The following is a 19,159-nucleotide window of genomic DNA, read 5'->3' as shown; positions in this document are numbered from 1 at the left end:
GCCTGTAAAGCGGGTCCTATTTCGCCCTGAATTTTCTTAATAGACGCAAGGAGAGGACGATGAGGATGAATACAACTGGAGAGAAACCGACTGAGGACAACAAAAACAAGCTGATACTGCGTTACCCTTCCTCCTGGTGGGGAGCGAAGTGGCGGGAGGCTCTGCCTTCCGGCAACGGAAAAATAGGCGCCGCCGTATACGGCAGCGTATACGAGGAAACGATCATGCTGACGCATGAGGAGCTGTGGCGGGGCAGCCAAACTCCCGATCTGCCGGATATTAGCGACAAGCTGCCGGAGGTGCGCAGCCTGCTGTTAGGCGGCGACGCCCCGAAGGCGAACCGTATCATGGCGGATACGCTGGAGGAGCGGGGCTACAAGCCGAAGATGGCATGGCCGCTCCCGCTGGCCGATTTCAAGGTCATCATGCCTTCCCCGCATGGATTCAAGGCTTACCAGCGGGAGCTGAACATGGAAACCGGAGAAGTGACGGTATCGTGGTCGGACGGCCCTACCCGGTATGAACGGGCGGTATTCGTGTCGCGGCCGGCGGACTGGATCGTATTCGAGATTCGCGCCGAAGGTCCCGATCCGATTCAAGCGACGTTCGGCCTCGAGCTGCACGATCCGAAGGATATTCGCCGCTCGGCGACACTGCCGGAGAAGGTCGAGCTGATCGCGGAGGGAGACCTGCTCCTGTATGCGGCGGAAAACGACGACGAATCCGATTTCGGTGCCGTCGCTCGGGTAATCCCTCAAGGCGGCGTGCTCGGAACCGTCGACGGACGGCTGAAAGTGAGCGGCGCGCAGAGCGTGCTCGTAGTGATCCAGCCGTTCGTCCGCGGCGAACGCGCAGCGGAATGGGAGCGGCTCCGCAACGAGCTGGCCGGCAAGCAGCTCCAATACGACGAGCTGCTCGCAGCACACGTGACGGAGCACGGACGGCTGTTCCGCGCTTCGACGCTGGACCTCCAGGCGGACGGCTACGACCGATCGAACGAGGAGCTGCTGCTCGACGCCTACCGCGGAGAGGCATCGCTCGAAATGACGGAGAAAATGTGGGCCTACGGCCGCTATCTGCTCATTTCCAGCTCCCGCGACGGCGGGCAGCCGTGCCACTTGTACGGCTTATGGTGCGGAGAATATGAGGGCATGTGGGCGTTCAACATGTCCAACGAGAACATTCAGATGATTTATTGGCAGGCGCTCTCGGGCAATATGCCGGAGCTGCTCCTGGCCATGTTCGATTACTTCGACCGGCTGATCGACGATTTCCGGACTAATGCGAAGCGGCTGTATGGCTGCCGCGGTATCTACATTCCGGCTCCGACCTCGCCGGATACAGGTTTGCTGAAGCATAAAGCGCCGCATATTATTCATTGGACCGGGGCGGCGGGCTGGATTGCCCAGCATTACTACGATTATTACCTGTACACTCGCGACGAGCAGTTTTTGCGGGAGCGGGCGCTGCCGTTCCTGAGAGAAACAGCGTTGTTCTACGAGGATTTCTTCATCGAAGACGAGGACGGCTATTATGTCAGCTGCCCGTCGAATTCACCGGAGAACGCGCCGGGCAATTATATGCAAGGGCCGGGCAAGAAGCCGCTGACCGAGACGGCGATCAACAGCACGATGGACTTCGCCATTGCGAAGGAGGTGCTCGCTCATTTGATCGAAGGAGCGGAGACTGCCGGCGTCTATGAAGAGGAGGTAGAGAAATGGAAGGCGATGCTGAAGCGCATCCCGCCTTACCGGATTAACGAGGACGGTGCTGTCAGCGAATGGATGCATCCGGATTTTACGGATAATTACCATCACCGCCATCAATCGCACATTTATCCGGTATTCCCGGGTACGGAAGTAACAAGGGAGAACGATCCCGAGCTGTTCGAAGCATTCGTCACCGCCGCCAAGAAACGGCTGGTAATCGGGCTGAAGGAGCAGACCGGCTGGTCGCTTGCTCATATGTCCAATCATTACGCGCGGATGGGTGAAGGGGATTTGGCGCTGGAATGTCTGGATTTGCTGAGCCGAACCTGCGTTATTAACAATTTCTATACGTTCCATAACGATTGGCGCAAAATGGGCGTCGGCGTAGATGCGGACTGGGCACCGTTCCAGATCGATGCGAATATGGGCTGGACGGCAGCCGTGCAGGAGATGCTGCTGTTCTCGCTGAACGGTACGCTCCGCATCCTGCCGGCTCTGCCGACCAAGTGGAGAAAAGGACAGGCAGGCCCGCTGCTCGCCAGAGGTGCTGTTGAAGTGACGATCGCATGGGATCAAGATGCGGGCACGGTTCAGCTGGAGCTGCTCTCGCGCAGCCGAAGCCAGGACGTGACGCTGCAATTCCCGCGTCCGGTATCTCCTGTGGAAGGACTGCGGTGCGATGGAAACCGGATCGTCGGCATTCATTTGGAAGAGGGAGTTCCGCTCAAGCTGGAGCTGAAGATGTAGCATTAGTGAGGGGGCTGGCGCCCCCTTTTCTATATTTAAGAGGCTATCCGGTTGGGTGCGATAGCCGGCAGAAGCCGTTGGTCAGCGATGCAGCCATGGGAACATTGCAGCTTTTTTATCCTCCAAATTGTTAACGTTAACATAGATTTAAACAAGGCCCCCTGCTATAATTTTCTAAAACGGATCGTATTGTTAAAGAGGAGGAATAAGCTTTGTCCAGCCTTACAAGCCCATTTACCAACCCTTTGCCTCATCCATGGAATATGGCGGAACTATCGGCAGCTCCGCAGATTGTTTGCATTCCGGAGATGGACCAAGGCAATATCGAAGCCGTCTATTATGATGGCTTGCCTTATCAAGGAAAGCCGACCCGGGTGTTTGCGTATTATGCGCTGCCTGAGGAGGCCGATCCGGCTGCACCGGTCCCTGCGATGGTGCTTGTTCATGGCGGAGGAGGGACCGCGTTTCACGAGTGGGTACGCATCTGGACGGATCGGGGCTATGCGGCCATTGCTATGGATTTGGAGGGACACCTGCCTCTGGAGAAGGATAGCGAGGGCAAGCGGCCCCAGCATGCTTGGAGCGGTCCATCACGGCAGGGCGAGTTCGAAGACTATGCACTGCCGGTAGAGGAGCAGTGGATGTACCACGCGGTCGCCGCCGTTATCAAGGCGCACTCGTTCATTCGCTCGCTGCCGCAGGTGGATGCAAGCCGTGTAGGCATCAACGGCATCTCCTGGGGCGGTATCGTTACAAGCATCGTATCCGGCGTCGACAGCAGGTTCTCCTTCGCGATACCCGTCTACGGGTGCGGCTACCTGTACGAGGCGACGAACCGGTACGGCGAAGGCTTCGCCCGCATGCCCGAAGCGGATTCGGAGAACATTAAGCGGCTGTGGGACCCGTCGGCCCACTTGCCGAACGTGACGATGCCCATGCTGTGGGTAAACGGCGACGCCGACGCACATTTTCCTCTCAACCTGTTCAGCAAATCGTTCGAGACGGCTCGCAGCCGCCGAAGCGAGTCGCTGCTGAGCATCCAGTTCGGCCTGGGACATTCCCATGTCAAAGGCTGGCAGCCAAAGGAGATTTACCGGTTCGCCGATCAAATGACGAAGGGAACCGAGCCTCTCCTGCACGTGTCTCCGCTGCAGACGAACGGTAACACTGCAGCCGTTAGCTACTCAGGCGATACCGCCGTCCGGCAGGCGGAGCTGAGGTACGCAACGGACACGTCCGATTGGTTCGCAATGAATTGGAAGACCGCGGAGGTTACGATCGACCGCGATTCTCAAGAGATAACGGCGGTCATACCGGACGGTGCACAAGCTTATTTTGTCCTAATTACGGATGAACGGGACGGCGTCGTTTGCTCGGACATTCGCCGGCTGCCGTAAGCGACCGGCAATAGCGGCATACAGGTCTTGCAAGGGGTGCTTTCGTGCACCCCGATTTGCGTTAATCCACGATGCTAAGGGGAGATCGACGTGAAGAAAAGGACGCGGGGGGATCGGATATTCAGAACCTTTTTAATTCCTTACCTTGTCATTTTGTTAATTCCTTTGACGATTAGCGTCATTAATTATACGAATACCGTCCGCGTCGTCGAGGACGAAGTCGTCAAGGCGAACCGGACGCTGCTGCAGCAGAGCAGCCAAATATTGAACCAGCGGTTTTCCGAAATCGACATGATCGTAAGACAGCTTCAAGCCAATTCCAAGGTGATTCAGTTCCAATACGTGGAGGATCCGTTCGAGGGGGTCACTCCTTCGCGCATATTGGATACGAGGCTCGGCCTCTACGATTATTCGCTGTCCAACAACTTTTTGCTGGAATACTTTATTTTTTTCAAAAGAAGCGAACTGGCCATGCGGCCGAACATGACGTACCGGTTTTCCGAATTTTACGATCAATATCTCTCTTATGCGGGGCAGAGCTACAGCCAGTGGACCGAGCTGTTCTTCAGCCGCTACTATGACAAGCATATCCTTCCGGCGGCTGCCATCACGAAAGGCGGTAAAACGTACCGTGTCGTCACTTATATTCAGTCGCTCGGATTTCCGGACCATCATAACGGCAGCATCGTGGTCTTGATCGATAACGATAATATTCAAAAGCTGCTAAAAGGATTGAACCTCTCGGGCGGCGGCTGGGCTTATATAGCCAATGAGCACAACCAGATCATCAGCTCGGTATCCTCCGGCTCGGAACCCGTAACCCCGATCGGATTCGACGGCCGCGAGCCTAATGGAGTACTCCTCCCTGATGCGAGCAACGGGAACCGGATGATAACGTACATTACCTCGGATAACGGCTGGAAATATGTCGTTGCGCAGCCGGCCGCTATTGTGCTGGAAAAGGTGCATTATTTAAAAAGAGACATCTACGTAGTGCTGGCTCTGTCATTGCTGGCTGGAATTGTAACCGCTTACTTTATGGCGTTAAGAAACAGCAAGCCGCTGAAGCGGATTGTGAACGGCATCCGGGAACGATTCGGCGGGGACAACGAATCCGACCAGGAGCAGGAGAAGGATGCGTACCGGTATATCCAGAACAGCTTCGCGGCTTTGGCGGCGAACAACGAGAAGCTGCAGGCCGATTACAAGGAGCAGCTCCCTTTTTTGAAGGCGGCCTTATTCGAGCGAATGATGAGGGGCGAGCTGATGAACCGGCAGGCGATGGAGGCGGTCTCCCGCCATATCGGGCTGCAATGGAACGGCAGCCGATTCCGCGTCGCCATCGCCGATTTGGGAGGATACGGCGAAGAATATCATCCGGTCGTGCTAGAGAAGCTCGATATGATGCGCGTCGTCGTTAAGGAAGCTATTCAGCTGAGGCTAGGTGGAAGCGGCTACCTTCACGATATCGAGCAGGATAAAATCGTCCTGCTGTTTCACGGCCATGTTTCCGACTCTCTTCCTGCAAACACAGGACAAACCGTGAAGTTTATCGGCAGCCTGCTGCAATCCATAAGCGACGAGCTCGATCAACAGCTTCAATATAAGGTAGTATTCGGTGTCGGCAATGAATACGACGGCGTGATGAATATTGCCCGTTCCTTTGAGGAAGCCAAATTTGCGTTAACCTATAAAATGCAGCGAAGACCGGATACAATCATCCGCTACGACGAGCTGCCGGTCACGAGCAACAGCTTTTATTATCCATCCGATGTCGAGCAGCGAATCATTCATTTGGTGATGGCGGGGGAGAAGCGCGAGACGCTCCGAATGCTCGAGGAGCTGTATGCAGTGAATTTCAAGGATAGACAGCTGACCTTAACGATGCAGCAGCTGTTTGTATATGAATTGTGGGCGACAATTGCGAAGCTGCTGGACCACGTGGCGGGAGGCATTCAGGGCGCAGCGATGGAAACGTCCGTCGTATTTCGGAATCATAGCGTACAGGAGCAGTTCGACGCGCTTCTGGAAGCGTACGGCCTGGTGTGCGACGCTGTGAAGGAACGGTTGAGAAGCCAGCATACCGAATTAAGCGCAGACATGACGGCTCACATTCAGACGGCGTACATGCAGCCGGACCTGAGCCTGACCACGGTATCGTCCCGATTCGGCATGTCGGAGGTATACTTGTCGCAATTTTTCAAGGAGCATGTCGGTATCAATTTCTCCGATTATGTGGAGCAGATCCGCATGGACCACGCCAAGACGATGCTGGCGGAGACCGAGCTGCCGATTCAGCAAATTGCCGGCCGTGTCGGCTACAATTCGCTCAATACATTTTGCCGGGCGTTCAAGCGATTGAACGGCGTCAGCGCGACCAGCTTTCGGCGCACAACGGCGCGACTCAGCGGCTCCGGCACGGCCGGGATTAAGAAAAGCTAACTCGCTTAAAAAAGGAATAATCCGTTTGCCTAACCATTGCACACTCCAATAAACATTTCCAATTGTATGTTCCGGGAAATGTGGTTTGATGGTAACAAAAGGAGGTGAGTGAGTTATGCAGGCGGCTTCGTCGTCGACAGCCAGGCTTAAACGAAGCTGGCAGCTGTACGTGCTGCTGCTCGTGCCGATCCTGTACATCGTCTTGTTCAAGTATGTGCCGATGTACGGGGCGCTGATTTCTTTCCAGAATTATTCCGTAACCAAGGGGGTTTGGGGAAGCGATTGGGTGGGGCTGAAGCATTTCAGCCGGTTTTTTCACTCTTACGATTTCGCAGCCATTATGCGCAATACGATCGTGCTCAGCTTTTACAGCATGATCGCCGGATTTCCCGTTCCGATCTTACTGGCTTTATGCTTCAACTACGTAGGCAATAAAAAGTTCAAGAATACCGCGCAGATGCTGACGTATGCGCCGCATTTTTTCTCGATCGTGGTCATGGTAGGCATTATATTGCAGATCCTGTCGCCGAATTCCGGCATCGTGAACAATGCCATTAAGCTTCTGGGCTTCGAGCCGGTCAACTTCATGGCCAATGCCGATTATTTCCCGCACATTTATGTATGGTCGGGGATATGGCAGAACGTCGGCTTCAGCTGCATTATTTATTTGGCTGCGCTGGCGGGTATCGATCCGGCTCTGCATGAGGCTGCTGTCGTGGATGGAGCGACCAAGCTGCAGAGGATGCGGCATATCGACCTGCCCGGCATTATGCCGATTGCCGTCATTTTGCTGATCCTGAATGCAGGAAATATGCTTGATACCGGGTTCGAGAAAATATTGCTGATGCAAAACCCGCTGAACCAAACGGCTTCGCAAGTTATCGACACCTATGTGTACAAGATCGGTCTGGCATCCCCTGCGCTTGATTTCTCGTATTCCTCGGCGATAGGCCTGTTCAAATCGGTCATTAACCTGCTGCTGCTGCTGTTCGTCAACAGTATCGCACGGCGGGCGAAGCAGTCGAGTCTATGGTAGCTTAAGGGGGGCTTCAAGGTGAAACGAAATACGGTGCGGGATTCAAGAAGCGACCGGCTGTTTTCGATAACGAATTATACGGTGCTGACGTTGTTCCTGCTGACGATTCTATATCCTGTTCTTTTTATTGTAAGCGCTTCTTTCAGCTCGCCGCAGGCGGTCGTTTCCGGGAAGGTGTGGATTTGGCCCGTCGATTTCACGCTGTCAGGCTATGAGGCGGTGTTCAAGCACAAGCTGATTTGGTCGGGCTTCTGGAACTCCGTCTACTATACGGTGGCGGGAACCGCATTGAACGTCGTCGTGACGATCTTGGCGGCGTATCCTTTGTCCAGGTCCGATTTATTCGGCAAAAACGGCATCATGCTGCTGTTCGTCTTTACGATGCTGTTCTCCGGAGGGATGATTCCGAGCTACCTGCTGGTGAAGGAGCTGGGGCTGTTAAATTCGTCGTGGGCGATGATTTTGCCCGGTGCGCTGTCGGTATGGAATATGATTATTACCCGTACGTATTTTCAGACGACGATACCTACGGAACTGCTGGAGGCGGCGCAGCTGGACGGCTGCAACGATTTCAAGTTCGTCTGGAAGGTCGTGTTGGCGCTGTCCGGACCGATCATTGCGGTCAATGCGCTGTTTTACGCCGTCGGCCATTGGAACGCGTTCTTCAATGCTTTGATTTATTTGAAAAGCCAGAGCTTGTTTCCGCTCCAGCTGGTGCTGCGAGATGTGCTGGTCCAAAACGACATCAGCAGCGATATGATCGTAGACGTGAAGGATGCGGCGGCCAGAGAAGGGCTGCGGGAGCTGCTCAAATATTCGCTGATCGTGATCGCCACGCTTCCGCTGATGATCGTGTATCCGTTTGTGCAGAAACATTTTGTGAAAGGCGTTATGATCGGCTCATTGAAAGGGTAAGGGCAACCATTCGAGGAGGGATTTATTTTGCGAAATATCGTAGGCTCGCTGCTAAGTACGATTCTGTGCTCCACACTGCTGTTGACGGCATGTACGGCCAAGGAAGAGGCGAATCCGGGAACCGCATCCGATGACAAAACGCCTGTGGTCACCCCGGAAGGGACGTTCCCCGTCGTTAAGGATAAGGTGAATTTAAAGGTGCTCGTACGGGGCAACGGAAGCGTCGTCGACTTTACGACGAATGAATTTACCAAATGGTACGAGGATAAAACGAACGTGCATGTGGAATGGGAGGTCGCGCCGGAGAAGGGTTTTCAGGATAAGCTGAACTTGATGCTGGCAAGCGGAGACTACCCGGACGTCATCATGGATATGGCCGTTTCCCCTGCACAGCAGATGAATTACGGCAAGCAGGGCGTCTTTCTTCCGCTGAACGGATATATCGAGAAGTACGGTATCGAGACGAAGAAAATATGGGAGAAAATGCCGTTTATTAAAGAGGCGGTAACGGCACCGGACGGAAATATATACGATATGCCGCATATTAACGACTGCTTCCATTGTACGATTTCGAGAAAAATGTGGATATACAAGCCGTGGCTCGATAAGCTCGGCCTGCAGGTTCCGACAACGACGGAGGAATTTTATCAAGTGCTGAAGGCGTTCAAGGAGAAGGATCCGAACGGGAACGGCAAGCAGGACGAAATTCCGCTGGTGAGCGCTAACAACGCGAGCGGCAAAATCCAGATCGACGGCTTTCTCATGTCCGCCTTTATCGTAGACGATATGAGCGAGCGGATGGTGCTGCAAAACGGCAAAATCGATGTCGTGTACAACAAGCCCGAGTGGAAGGAAGGGCTGAAATATATCCATAAGCTGTACGAGGAGAAGCTGATCGCTCCCGAGACGTTCACCCAGGACTCGAATCAGCTGAAAAAGCTCGGCACGAACCCGGACGCCGTTTTTGTAGGAGCGATGCCGATGCTGTCGCCTGCAGGATTGACCTCGCTGGAGCTGGAACGGTGGAAGGATTATGTCGCCGTACCGCCGTTAAAGGGTCCGCAAGGAGTCCGCACTACTGCGCTGTTCCCGTATGGCGGGCATAAATTCGGGGAGTTCATCGTGACCAAGGCGGCCAAGTATCCGGAGGTTGCAGTACGTTGGGCGGACGCTATGTACGCCTATGATATTTCGATGCGCAGCCTGGTCGGCGTGCAGGACCGCGATTGGGAGGTCGCCAAGCCGGGATTGATAGGGATTGACGGCAATCCGGCCAAGTGGAAGCAGCTGACGCATTTGGCGTTCCCGCAAAACGTCCATTGGCAGCAGACCGGTCCGTCGTTCCGCAACAGCGAAATGCGGCTCAGCCAAGCCCGTGAGGACAAAGCGCTCGATTCCGATCAGGAAGTGCTGCTGTACAAGGAAACGAAAACCAAGTACGAGCCGTACGCCCAAAAGCTGGAGAACGTCGTGCCTCCGCTCTTCTTCTCCCAGGAGCAATCGGCCGAAATCGCGGATTTGTCCAAGACGATCGGCGATTACATCAATCAGATGACGGCCCGTTTCATTATCGGAGATATGGATATCGACAAGGGCTGGGACAACTATATTAAAACGCTTGAAAATATGAACTTGAAAAAATATTTGCAAATCTATCAGGACGCTTACGATTCAAAGCATAAGAAAAAGTAACCCTAAGACATTTTATCCGCGTTAATCGGCGCTGCGGCGGGAGAACATCCGGCAGGAATGTGCAGGAACCGTCTAAAGACCGGGCGGTTTGGAAATACTAGAGTCAATAGAGTGTAAATCTATTGAGGAGGTATTTCGCGATGCAGGTGCATTCATCTTTCTTCGATCCGCCGCAGGCCGTACTGGAGCGGGTAATCTATCAAATGGAAAAAGTCATTATCGGTAAACGGGATGTCATAGAAAAGCTGCTGATCGCCTTATTGTGCGGAGGGCATGTGCTGCTGGAGGATGTGCCCGGAGTCGGGAAGACGATGATGGTTCGAGCGCTGGCTCGCACCATCGACGGCAGCTTCAAGCGGATTCAATGCACGCCGGATTTGCTGCCGTCGGATTTGACGGGCAGCAGCATATTCAATCAGCAGACGGCGCAGTTCGAATTTCGTCCCGGGCCTTTGATGGCCAATCTGGTGCTGGCTGACGAGTTGAACCGGGCGACGCCGAGAACACAATCGGCGATGCTCGAAGCAATGGAGGAGAAACGGATTACGGTAGACGGGCAGACGTACCCGCTGCCGGAGCCGTTTTTTCTGCTGGCTACGCAAAATCCGTTCGACTTCGAAGGAACGTTCGTGCTGCCGGAGGCGCAGCTGGACCGCTTCCTGATGAAGCTGAGTCTTGGTTACCCTAATGCCATGGAGGAGCAGGAGCTGCTGAACCGGGTGGAGTCCCGGCCTCCGGTTGACCAGCTTCGTCCGCTGCTGCTGCCCGAGGAATTCGTATTGCTGCAAAAGGAAGCGTCCCGCGTCCACGTGGACGATGCCGTCAAGAGCTATATCGTGCAGCTTACGGCCGCGACCCGAAGCCATCCGGACATCGCTCTCGGAGCGAGTCCCCGCGCTACGGTTGCGCTAATGAGGGCTTCCCAAGGCAGAGCGTTTCTGTCGGGACGGGGCTATGTCATTCCCGACGATGTGAAGCAGCTGACGGTGCCGGTATTAGCCCATCGTCTCATGCTGAGCCCGGAAGCGGCTATGGCGCAAAGGCAGGCGGAAGCGGTGATGGAATCGATCGCCGCTTCCACTCCGATCCCTTCCTGTGCCTATGCCCCGGCACAGTAAGGAGGAGCTGTCATGCGCAATATAGCGACCTTGCTGTTGTTGTTTGCAGGCTGGGCAGGCTCCTGGTATTGGGCGGAAGGGTACGGAGGCCGCTCCGCATGGATTTGCTTCTACGGTCTCGGCATGCTGCTGCTTTATTTATGCGTTGGGTACGTGAGCTGGTCCCGCGCCGTGCGGATCGAACGGCCTGCACAGACGCAGCGGTATTGGAGCGGAGAAGCAATCGGCATGAAGCTTCGGATCAAACCGGGAGGCTGGAGACTTCCTTCCGGCTGGCTGCTTGTTGAGGAGCGCTGGACCCATACCGGTACAGGGGAGTCGGTCATCGTGCGCGACACGGTGCGCTTGACGATGTCCGGCGCCGTGCAAGCGTCGCTGCACGTGCCTGGCCTGCCCCGCGGAGCTTACAGCCTGGAGCAGACCCGCGTCGGCATCTCCGACGCGTTCGGGCTGCTGCGGCTCCGGCTCCGCAGCGTAAGCGCAGGGCAGCACCGGATGCTTGTGCTGCCTAAGCCGCTGCCGCTGGCGTCGGCTGCCACTGCCGCGGGAGAGGAGCTCCCGCGCCGGCCGCAGCTTCGGCTGCAGCGGCAAGCCTCGTCCCCGCTCGTGCAGGGGACGAGGCCGTATGCGCCCGGGGATCCGTTGAACCGGATCCATTGGCGCTCCACCGCGCGCACGGGCATGCTGCGCGCGAAGGAGACCGAGCAGCCCGGCTTCGACCGGCTGCTCGTCTGTCTCGACGCGGCCAAGGGCGTAGCGAACGCAGCGGCGTTCGCCACGGCCGTCGAGGCCGCGGCAGGCATTGCCCAGCGCGGGCTGCAGCTGGGCCTGCGCGTGCGCCTTGCCGCGTCGGACCGGCAAGGGCAAGCGGCGGAAGCGCGGGGCGGCGAGCGCTTCACGGAGCTGCTGGAGCTGCTCGCGCAGCTGCCTTGCGACGGCGACCTGCCCTTTGCGGCCAGCGTGCAGCGCGAAGCGCAGCAGGCCGGCCCCGGGGCGGGCGTAGCCGTCGTTACGGCGCAGCCGGATGAGCAGCTGCTGCGCCTGCTGTACCGGCTGAGAGGGCGCGAGGTGCACATGGTGTATGTGCACGGCAAGGGCGCCGCAGCCGACGCGGCAGAGCAATGGCGGCAGCGGGCGGAGGCAGCAGGTTGCCGGTTTACGGCGGTCAGCGCGTCCGGACGCCGCGCCGCCGCAGGAGGTGAGGGCCATGGCGCAGAAGCCAACCGTGCCGCCGCCGGCGCATAAGCTTCCGGCGGAGCCGGAGCAGCCGTGGCCGCTGCGCATCGGCTACGCGCTGCTGCTGTTCTGGCTGATCCGCGCATGGCTCGTCCCGCTGCAGCAGCTGTCCGACGTCACGGAAGTGTACCGGATCGCCCCGTTCCTGGGGGCGTTCGCTTTCTTCCTTGCCGTCGGCATGTTCCGCATGCCAGGCTCCGCCGCCTGGCCTTTGCGGGCAGCGGCCATCCTTGCTGTGACCGCGGTGCTGCACAGCGGGCATTGGCTGCCCGAGGCCGGCTGGTGGGCTTCGTGGCTGCGCGAGTTGTCGTCGGATGCGCTTCATGCGCTGTCGGGACAGTTCGGGTACATTTCGTCCGCGACTAGGACGATGCTGTTCTTGACCGGATGGTGCTTCTTCATCTGGGTGCTGCAATCGTTCGTCGCAGACCGGATGCAGCTGCTCTGGTTTGTCATTATGACGATGCTGTATCTGATTGCGCTACAGATCGTGTTCGATACCGACATGTCTGCCAGTCTGCTGGGCGCGGTTGGCGCCGGTCTGCTCTTGCAGGGCTGGCTGCAGGCGGAACGGTGGCTCCGTTGGAAGCAGGCGGGGGCAGGTTATTCGGAGGATGTATCGGCGGGTACTAACGGGGCTGTCGCCGGTGGTGCAAGCCGGGTGACGGCTTCAGCTCACTCCGCTGGGGCGGAACAGGCCGGCCTCTGGAAACGGATCGCCTCCAGCTGCATTGTTACCGCAATGCTCGTGATATGCGCCTGGATGGGGGCTCAATTGCATCCTACGGAAGGCAAGACGGTGGAATGGTCTGGATCATTGGCGCCATGGGAACGGCTATTTGATGGAGCCGAGCATATCGGCGAAAGAGCCGCCCTTGCCTCCTTATCGGCGGGCCGAACCGGATACAGCACCGACGATTCGCATCTGGGCTCGCCCTTGACCCAGGACGATGCGGTTGCATTCATCGCCAAGACGACCCGGCTCACCTATTGGAGAGGGGAGTCCAAATCGACGTATACCGGTCAAGGCTGGCAGCAGACCGTGTCTGAACCGGTGCTTGCCGTGCCGGATACGAAGCCGGATACGAAGCAGGCTGCGGAGCTTGACGGAAATAGGGCGGGCATGGATAACGAGGGCTTCGTTCCTGCTTCCGTCCCTCCGGAAGAACCGCATATCGGCATCGTGACGCAGCAGGTGTACTTGAAGCAGCCGTTCCGCCAATTGTTTGTGGGAGGCTCCCTGCATGAGGTGGAGTCCCTTGTATCCGAGACGGGCAAGCTTGTATCACCCGATTGGGTGTGGAAGGATATGAAAACCGACCGGTACTTCCTGCCCGCGCTGGCCGATCCGTTAGCTTCCTATGCGGTTCAGGTAACCGTACCGGATAAGGAAGGACGGCGGTCTGCTGCACCCGGTACTGAGACTGGTTTGCCAGGTGATGAGTATATACAGCTGCCGAACCGGCTTCCGGACAGAGTGGCCGAATTGGCCCGAACGGTAACGGCGAACGCGAGTACGGCTTACGATAAGGCGCAGGCGGTTGAAACTTATTTGAAAACGCACTATACCTACAATTTAGATCGAACGAAACCGCCTGCCGGCGGGCAGGATTTCGTAGACCAGTTTTTGTTCGAGCAGCGGATGGGCTATTGCGATCATTTCTCCACCGCGATGACGGTCATGCTGCGTACCGTGGGGGTGCATACCCGCTGGGTCAAAGGGTTCGCACCGGGACAGGTCGTTTCCGCAGAACCGGCCGAATCCGGCCGAGATACCCTATATCAGGTCGAAGTGCGCAATCAAGACGCCCATTCCTGGGTGGAGGTGTTCATCCCGTCAACAGGCTGGGTCGCCTTCGATCCGACCCCCGGCTACAACGGGTCGGCCAACAAGGAAGCGGCTGCCGCCGCGTCGGCCGCGCCAGCGGAGACACCTGACGATGGATGGGACTTATCCTCCATCTACAACAGCTTGAAATCGTCCATGAACCGCTTTATCCTCATGGCGCAGCATACGGCGGCCTTCTTATCCACTCTGGCATCGGCTGGACTCGCAGTTTTGCACAAGGGCGCGTTGTGGATAGCGCCGTACCTGCCTTTATCCTTGTGGATAGCTGCGGCTGCTTTGACAGCTGCCGGCGCATGGCTATGGATAAAGCTACAGCTCAAGCCTGGGGGAAGCAGAGAGAAGGTTCGTTTCGCTTCGGGCTCCCAGGCCAACATAAGCCGCCTGTTAGGGCTTGAGCGCATGCGCTCGCACGCCGCACACCGGCTGGCCGAGCGTCAGTGGAGCAAGCTGCAGCGCCGCTTCGGGCGGGCCGAGCCTGCACAAACGATGCGCGAGTATTTGCTCACCCGTTCCAATGCGACGGAGGAGCAGAGACAATCGCTGCTGCGGTTTGTCCGGCTTCGGGAAGCGCTCAAATACCATGGCGGGTCCGCCGCGGTTACAAGCCGCAAGCTTTATGAAGCTTGGGCGGATATTCGAAAAAGCCTGTAATGCCGGATGGCCCCGGCTTGCGGGCTTTTTTCTTCGTCCGGGAACAGCCGGATTTCCTTCCGGCCTCGAAAAATTTCCCGCTGCTTGCGCTTCCCGGCAGGGAGGATTTTTTTGTGCAAATTTAGTGACGCTAGTGAAAAATGACAATACTAGGAACGACTCTTATTGCCTATCGTCCTTTTTCGACACAGGCATTGCCCTTTCTTTTCCGTAAGCTTATAATAATGACTATTGATTTAGAGCAGAGCGCCATACTTTTTGTCGGATCGAAAAGGCTGACGCTTGCGTGCGAACCTGGCTTTACCGCCCGCGGGAACGATAGCTCATCTGTTGTATGTTTAGTTGAACGAACTGGAACGAACTTTTAAGGAGGACAATATGGACAAGCCGAATGAAATTATTGTAGTGCTGGACTTTGGCGGACAGTACAACCAGCTGATCGCTCGCCGGATCAGGGATTTGGGTGTATACAGCGAGCTGCTGCCTTACAACACGTCTGCCGAGAAGCTGAAGCAAATTCAGCCTAAGGGGATCGTATTCTCGGGAGGACCTGCGAGCGTATACGGTGAAGATTCCCCGCTGGTAGATCCGGGCGTGTACGATTTAGGCGTGCCGATCCTGGGCATTTGCTACGGGATGCAGCTGATGGCTCATCAGCTTCAAGGAAAAGTGGAAAGAGCGTCGAAGCGCGAATACGGAAAAGCGGAGGTTGATTTCGCCGACCACTGCGGCCTCGTGCATAACCTGGACAAAAAGCAAACGGTATGGATGAGCCACAGCGACCTCGTTGTCGAGCCGCCTGCAGGCTTCGTCGTTGATGCCAGCACGGAGCATGCTCCGGTAGCGGCGATGAGCCACCCGGAGAAGCAGATGTTCGCGGTTCAGTTCCATCCGGAAGTGCGCCACTCCGTGTACGGTAACGACATGATCCACAATTTCCTGTACCACGTGTGCGGCTGTGCCGGCGACTGGAGCATGGAAAGCTTTATCGAGGATACGATTCGCGATATCCGTGCGCAGGTAGGCGACAAAAAGGTACTGTGCGCATTGAGCGGAGGCGTGGATTCCTCCGTTGTGGCGATGCTGATTCATAAGGCGATCGGAGACCAATTGACTTGTATGTTCATCGACCACGGCTTGCTGCGCAAAGGGGAAGCGGAAGGCGTTATGGAGACCTTTGTCGGCAAGTTCGATATGAAAGTGGTCAAAATCGACGCGCGCGAGCGTTTCCTGGGCAAATTGGCCGGAGTGGACGATCCGGAGCAAAAACGGAAAATTATCGGCAACGAGTTTATCCGCGTGTTCGAGGAGGAGTCGGCGCAATTCGACGATTTCGCGTTCTTGGCGCAAGGTACCTTGTACACGGATATCGTAGAAAGCGGCACGGCGACGGCTCACACGATCAAATCGCATCATAACGTGGGTGGATTGCCGGAAGATATGAAATTCGAGCTGGTTGAGCCTCTTAAAGCTTTGTTCAAGGATGAAGTTCGTAAAGTAGGCGAAGAGTGCGGCCTTCCTGAAGCTATCGTATGGCGCCAGCCGTTCCCTGGACCGGGTCTTGCGATCCGCGTGCTGGGCGAAGTGACCGAAGAGAAGCTCGAGATCGTGCGCGAATCCGACGCGATCCTGCGCGACGAAATCGCCAAAGCCGGACTCGACCGCGAAATTTGGCAGTACTTCACTGCGCTGCCGAACATGAAGAGCGTTGGCGTTATGGGTGACGCCCGTACGTATTCCTACACCGTAGGCATTCGCGCAGTTACTTCCATCGACGGCATGACCGCTGACTGGGCGCGTATCCCTTGGGACGTGTTGGAGAAAATTTCCGTACGTATCGTCAACGAAGTCGACAACGTGAACCGGATTGTTTACGACATTACATCCAAACCGCCGGCTACGATTGAGTGGGAATAATCATTCGCTTGTGCAGAAGGACTGCCTGCTGACACGGCATAGATATAAGGGCCTTTTTCCGCCTTGGAAAAGGGCTCTTTCTTATTGCATCAATATCGCTCGCAATTAGCAGTCTAGGGCTCCATTCCGCGACTATGCCGACAGCGCTCTCATTAACAAAGCACCCAGCCGCTAACCTTCCCTTCAGTGAAAATCAATAAAACGAACATATAGCAAAATTTGTTTGCAAATGTTCGGAAAAATCGATTGACAAGTTTCGTCATGAATTTTAGAATAAATGAAGAATATGTAGGGAATAACAGTTTCGTATAATCCCGGGGATTGGCCTGGGAGTTTCTACGAGATCACCGTAAATGATCTGGCTACGAACAAACAAAGCGCTGGAATCACGGATATCTGCCGATAAGCATCACCGTACGATTCAGAGGACGCCTCTTGAGAGGAGCCCGACGAATCCCCGGTCCGTGCCTCGATTGAAGGATGCCGCAGCTCCACCGTGCTTTGCTTGTAAGTCCGGTCTTTTGATCTGTGATCAAAGCCGGATTTTTTCGTTGTTCCAAAAACCAATGGAGGGATTTGGGGAATGGATCGATTTTTTAAGCTGAAGGAAAACGGCACCAACGTGCGCACGGAAATCATGGCGGGCTTGACCACGTTTATGACGATGGCGTATATTCTTGCCGTAAATCCGAACATTCTCAGCAACTTTGGCTCTGGCGCAACAGGCATGGACTGGACGGCTGTCTTCTTGGCTACCGCCATCGCTGCCGGCGTTATGACGATTGCTATGGGCTTGTTCGTCAACTTTCCGGTTGCTCTCGCTCCGGGAATGGGCTTGAACGCTTACTTCGCAACGGTGATTTTGGCTTCTCAAGGCACGTTTACGTATCAAATGGGATTAGCGGCTGTTTTTATTTCCGGGATTATTTTCATCATCTTGACCGTAACGAAAGTGCGGCAAATGCTGCTGGTTGCGGTTCCAGACAGCTTAAAGCATGCAATTACCGTGGGGATCGGCTTGTTCATTACGATCGTCGGCTTGAAAAACAGCGGTCTGATGACCATTGCCGCTGAAACGACCAAAGACGTCAAAGCACACCAGTATACGGATTTGCTTTCGTTCGAGACGGTCATTCATCTGGGTAGCCTGAAGGACCCGAACGTCGTGCTTTGTATTATCGGTCTTATCCTGATCTCGGTATTGATGGTACTTAAAGTACGCGGCGCGATTTTGTACGGCATTTTGCTGACGACGGTCATCGGTATGCTCATGGGACAGGTGAATTTCGCGACATTGACCGATGCGAAAACGACTTGGGTCCCTGATTTGACCAAGCTGGCCTTTGCCGAGTTTGACTTCAAGGGCTTGCTGAACACCGGTATCATTACGGTCATTTTAACGTTTACCTTCGTGGAATTGTTTGACACCTTCGGTACGCTCGTTGGTACGGCCAACCGTGCCGGGTTTATGAAAAATAAAGAAGAAGGCAACAAAAAAGTCGGTAAAGCTATGATGGTCGATGCAGTCGCGGTGAGCGGCGGCGCATTGGTTGGTACAAGCACGGTTACGGCTTACATCGAAAGTGCTGCAGGCGTGGCGCAAGGCGGCCGTACAGGCTTGACTGCAGTGACTACGGGCGTATGTTTCCTGCTTGCCCTGTTCCTGGCTCCGATTGCCGCATTGATTCCCGGCTCCGCAACCGCGGCGGCTTTGATTGTTGTCGGCGTGCTGATGATGCAGTCCGTTAAGGAAATCGACTTCCAAGACCTGGTTGTTGCGATTCCTGCATTTCTGGTTATCGTAATGATGCCGTTCACTTACAATATCGCTAACGGTATTTCTTTCGGTATCGTGACGTATGTCATTTTGGCTACGGTATCCCGTTGGGGCGGCCGCAATGACCACAAGGTGCATTGGCTGATGTGGGTGCTTGCGGTGCTAATTATATTCCGCTATACGATGCTTGGCGGAGAATAATCTTTAATGTACTAGCCTCGATGTTCCTGATCAGGGACACCGGGGCTTTTTTCATGTTTGTAAAATATTTTGAAAAATCACGCATTGACAATTGGAAAATGACATACTATAATTGCAAACAATATCAAAAACGCGAAGAACGGGAACAGTAGTCGGCCGGATCTGTACAGAGAGCTGCGGGTGGTGCAACGCAGTCGGAGAAGCCAACGAAGCTCGCCCGGGAGCGGCGGAGCCGAAACGATGTAGCGCTGCATCGGAAAGTAGGCTACGACGGATTGCCCCCGTGATCAGGCAGTGCCGGCGATTTGAACGCCCAGGCACACTAAGGCGGACTTTCGGCTGCAAGCCGGGGTCAACAAGAGTGGTACCGCGATAGACAAGGTCTGTCGTCTCTTATAAGGAGACGGCAGGCCTTTTTTGGTTATTAAGACAATCAAACATTAACGAGATGAACAATTCCATAGATCAAACG

General features: G+C 55.6%; 11 protein-coding genes, 1 riboswitch and 1 other annotated feature. All 11 genes read left to right on the top strand.

The annotated features are described in order from the left end of the window. The first annotated feature begins 65 nt into the window (after positions 1–65). The 11 genes from DVH26_RS34230 (at position 66) to DVH26_RS34180 (ending at position 18,687) form a co-directional block, all read left to right on the top strand. Entirely contained in the window at positions 66–2,456 is a 2,391-nt protein-coding gene (locus DVH26_RS34230; RefSeq protein ID WP_239630077.1) for a glycoside hydrolase family 95 protein, read from the top strand. Between the two features lie 212 nt (positions 2,457–2,668). Further along, a complete protein-coding gene (locus DVH26_RS34225) occupies positions 2,669–3,853 on the top strand; it encodes an alpha/beta hydrolase family protein (protein WP_239630076.1) in 1,185 nt (394 codons plus the stop codon). A gap of 90 nt (positions 3,854–3,943) precedes the next feature. Further along, positions 3,944–6,295: a helix-turn-helix domain-containing protein gene (locus tag DVH26_RS34220; RefSeq protein WP_239630075.1), complete on the top strand. Its 2,352-nt coding sequence runs from the start codon at positions 3,944–3,946 to the stop codon at positions 6,293–6,295. 115 nt (positions 6,296–6,410) lie between these two features. Continuing rightward, on the top strand, positions 6,411–7,331 hold the full coding sequence (locus DVH26_RS34215; protein ID WP_239630074.1) for an ABC transporter permease: 921 nt from the start codon (positions 6,411–6,413) through the stop codon (positions 7,329–7,331). A gap of 18 nt (positions 7,332–7,349) precedes the next feature. Further along, positions 7,350–8,246 carry a carbohydrate ABC transporter permease gene (locus DVH26_RS34210; RefSeq protein ID WP_239630073.1) on the top strand — a complete coding sequence of 299 codons (897 nt, stop codon included), beginning with the start codon at positions 7,350–7,352 and terminating at the stop codon, positions 8,244–8,246. A 27-nt stretch (positions 8,247–8,273) separates the two neighbouring features. Continuing rightward, the gene (locus DVH26_RS34205; protein WP_239630072.1) at positions 8,274–9,938 is read left to right on the top strand and encodes an ABC transporter substrate-binding protein; all 1,665 of its coding nucleotides are present in this window, start codon (positions 8,274–8,276) and stop codon (positions 9,936–9,938) included. Between the two features lie 140 nt (positions 9,939–10,078). Further along, the gene (locus tag DVH26_RS34200; RefSeq protein WP_239630071.1) at positions 10,079–11,056 is read left to right on the top strand and encodes an AAA family ATPase; all 978 of its coding nucleotides are present in this window, start codon (positions 10,079–10,081) and stop codon (positions 11,054–11,056) included. 12 nt (positions 11,057–11,068) lie between these two features. Then, on the top strand, positions 11,069–12,301 hold the full coding sequence (locus tag DVH26_RS34195; protein WP_239630070.1) for a DUF58 domain-containing protein: 1,233 nt from the start codon (positions 11,069–11,071) through the stop codon (positions 12,299–12,301). Next, positions 12,264–14,792, top strand: a complete 2,529-nt coding sequence (locus DVH26_RS34190; protein WP_239630069.1) for a transglutaminase-like domain-containing protein — start codon at positions 12,264–12,266, stop codon at positions 14,790–14,792. The genes DVH26_RS34195 and DVH26_RS34190 overlap by 38 nt, the downstream gene beginning before the upstream one ends. A gap of 378 nt (positions 14,793–15,170) precedes the next feature. Beyond that, complete coding sequence (gene guaA / locus DVH26_RS34185; protein ID WP_239630068.1) at positions 15,171–16,709, top strand: glutamine-hydrolyzing GMP synthase; 1,539 nt, start codon at positions 15,171–15,173, stop codon at positions 16,707–16,709. A 284-nt stretch (positions 16,710–16,993) separates the two neighbouring features. Beyond that, a riboswitch (purine riboswitch) is annotated at positions 16,994–17,094 on the top strand. Positions 17,095–17,292: 198 nt separating this feature from the next. Beyond that, the gene (locus DVH26_RS34180) at positions 17,293–18,687 is read left to right on the top strand and encodes an NCS2 family permease (RefSeq protein WP_239630067.1); all 1,395 of its coding nucleotides are present in this window, start codon (positions 17,293–17,295) and stop codon (positions 18,685–18,687) included. A 126-nt stretch (positions 18,688–18,813) separates the two neighbouring features. Beyond that, positions 18,814–19,084 (top strand) — a binding site (T-box leader). Positions 19,085–19,159: the final 75 nt, after the last annotated feature.

This window comes from Paenibacillus sp. H1-7, assembly GCF_022354825.1.
In the GTDB taxonomy this organism is placed as follows: domain Bacteria; phylum Bacillota; class Bacilli; order Paenibacillales; family NBRC-103111; genus Paenibacillus_S.
Note: the sequence above shows the minus strand (reverse complement) of the source record. Positions and strands in the feature narration are given on the sequence as shown.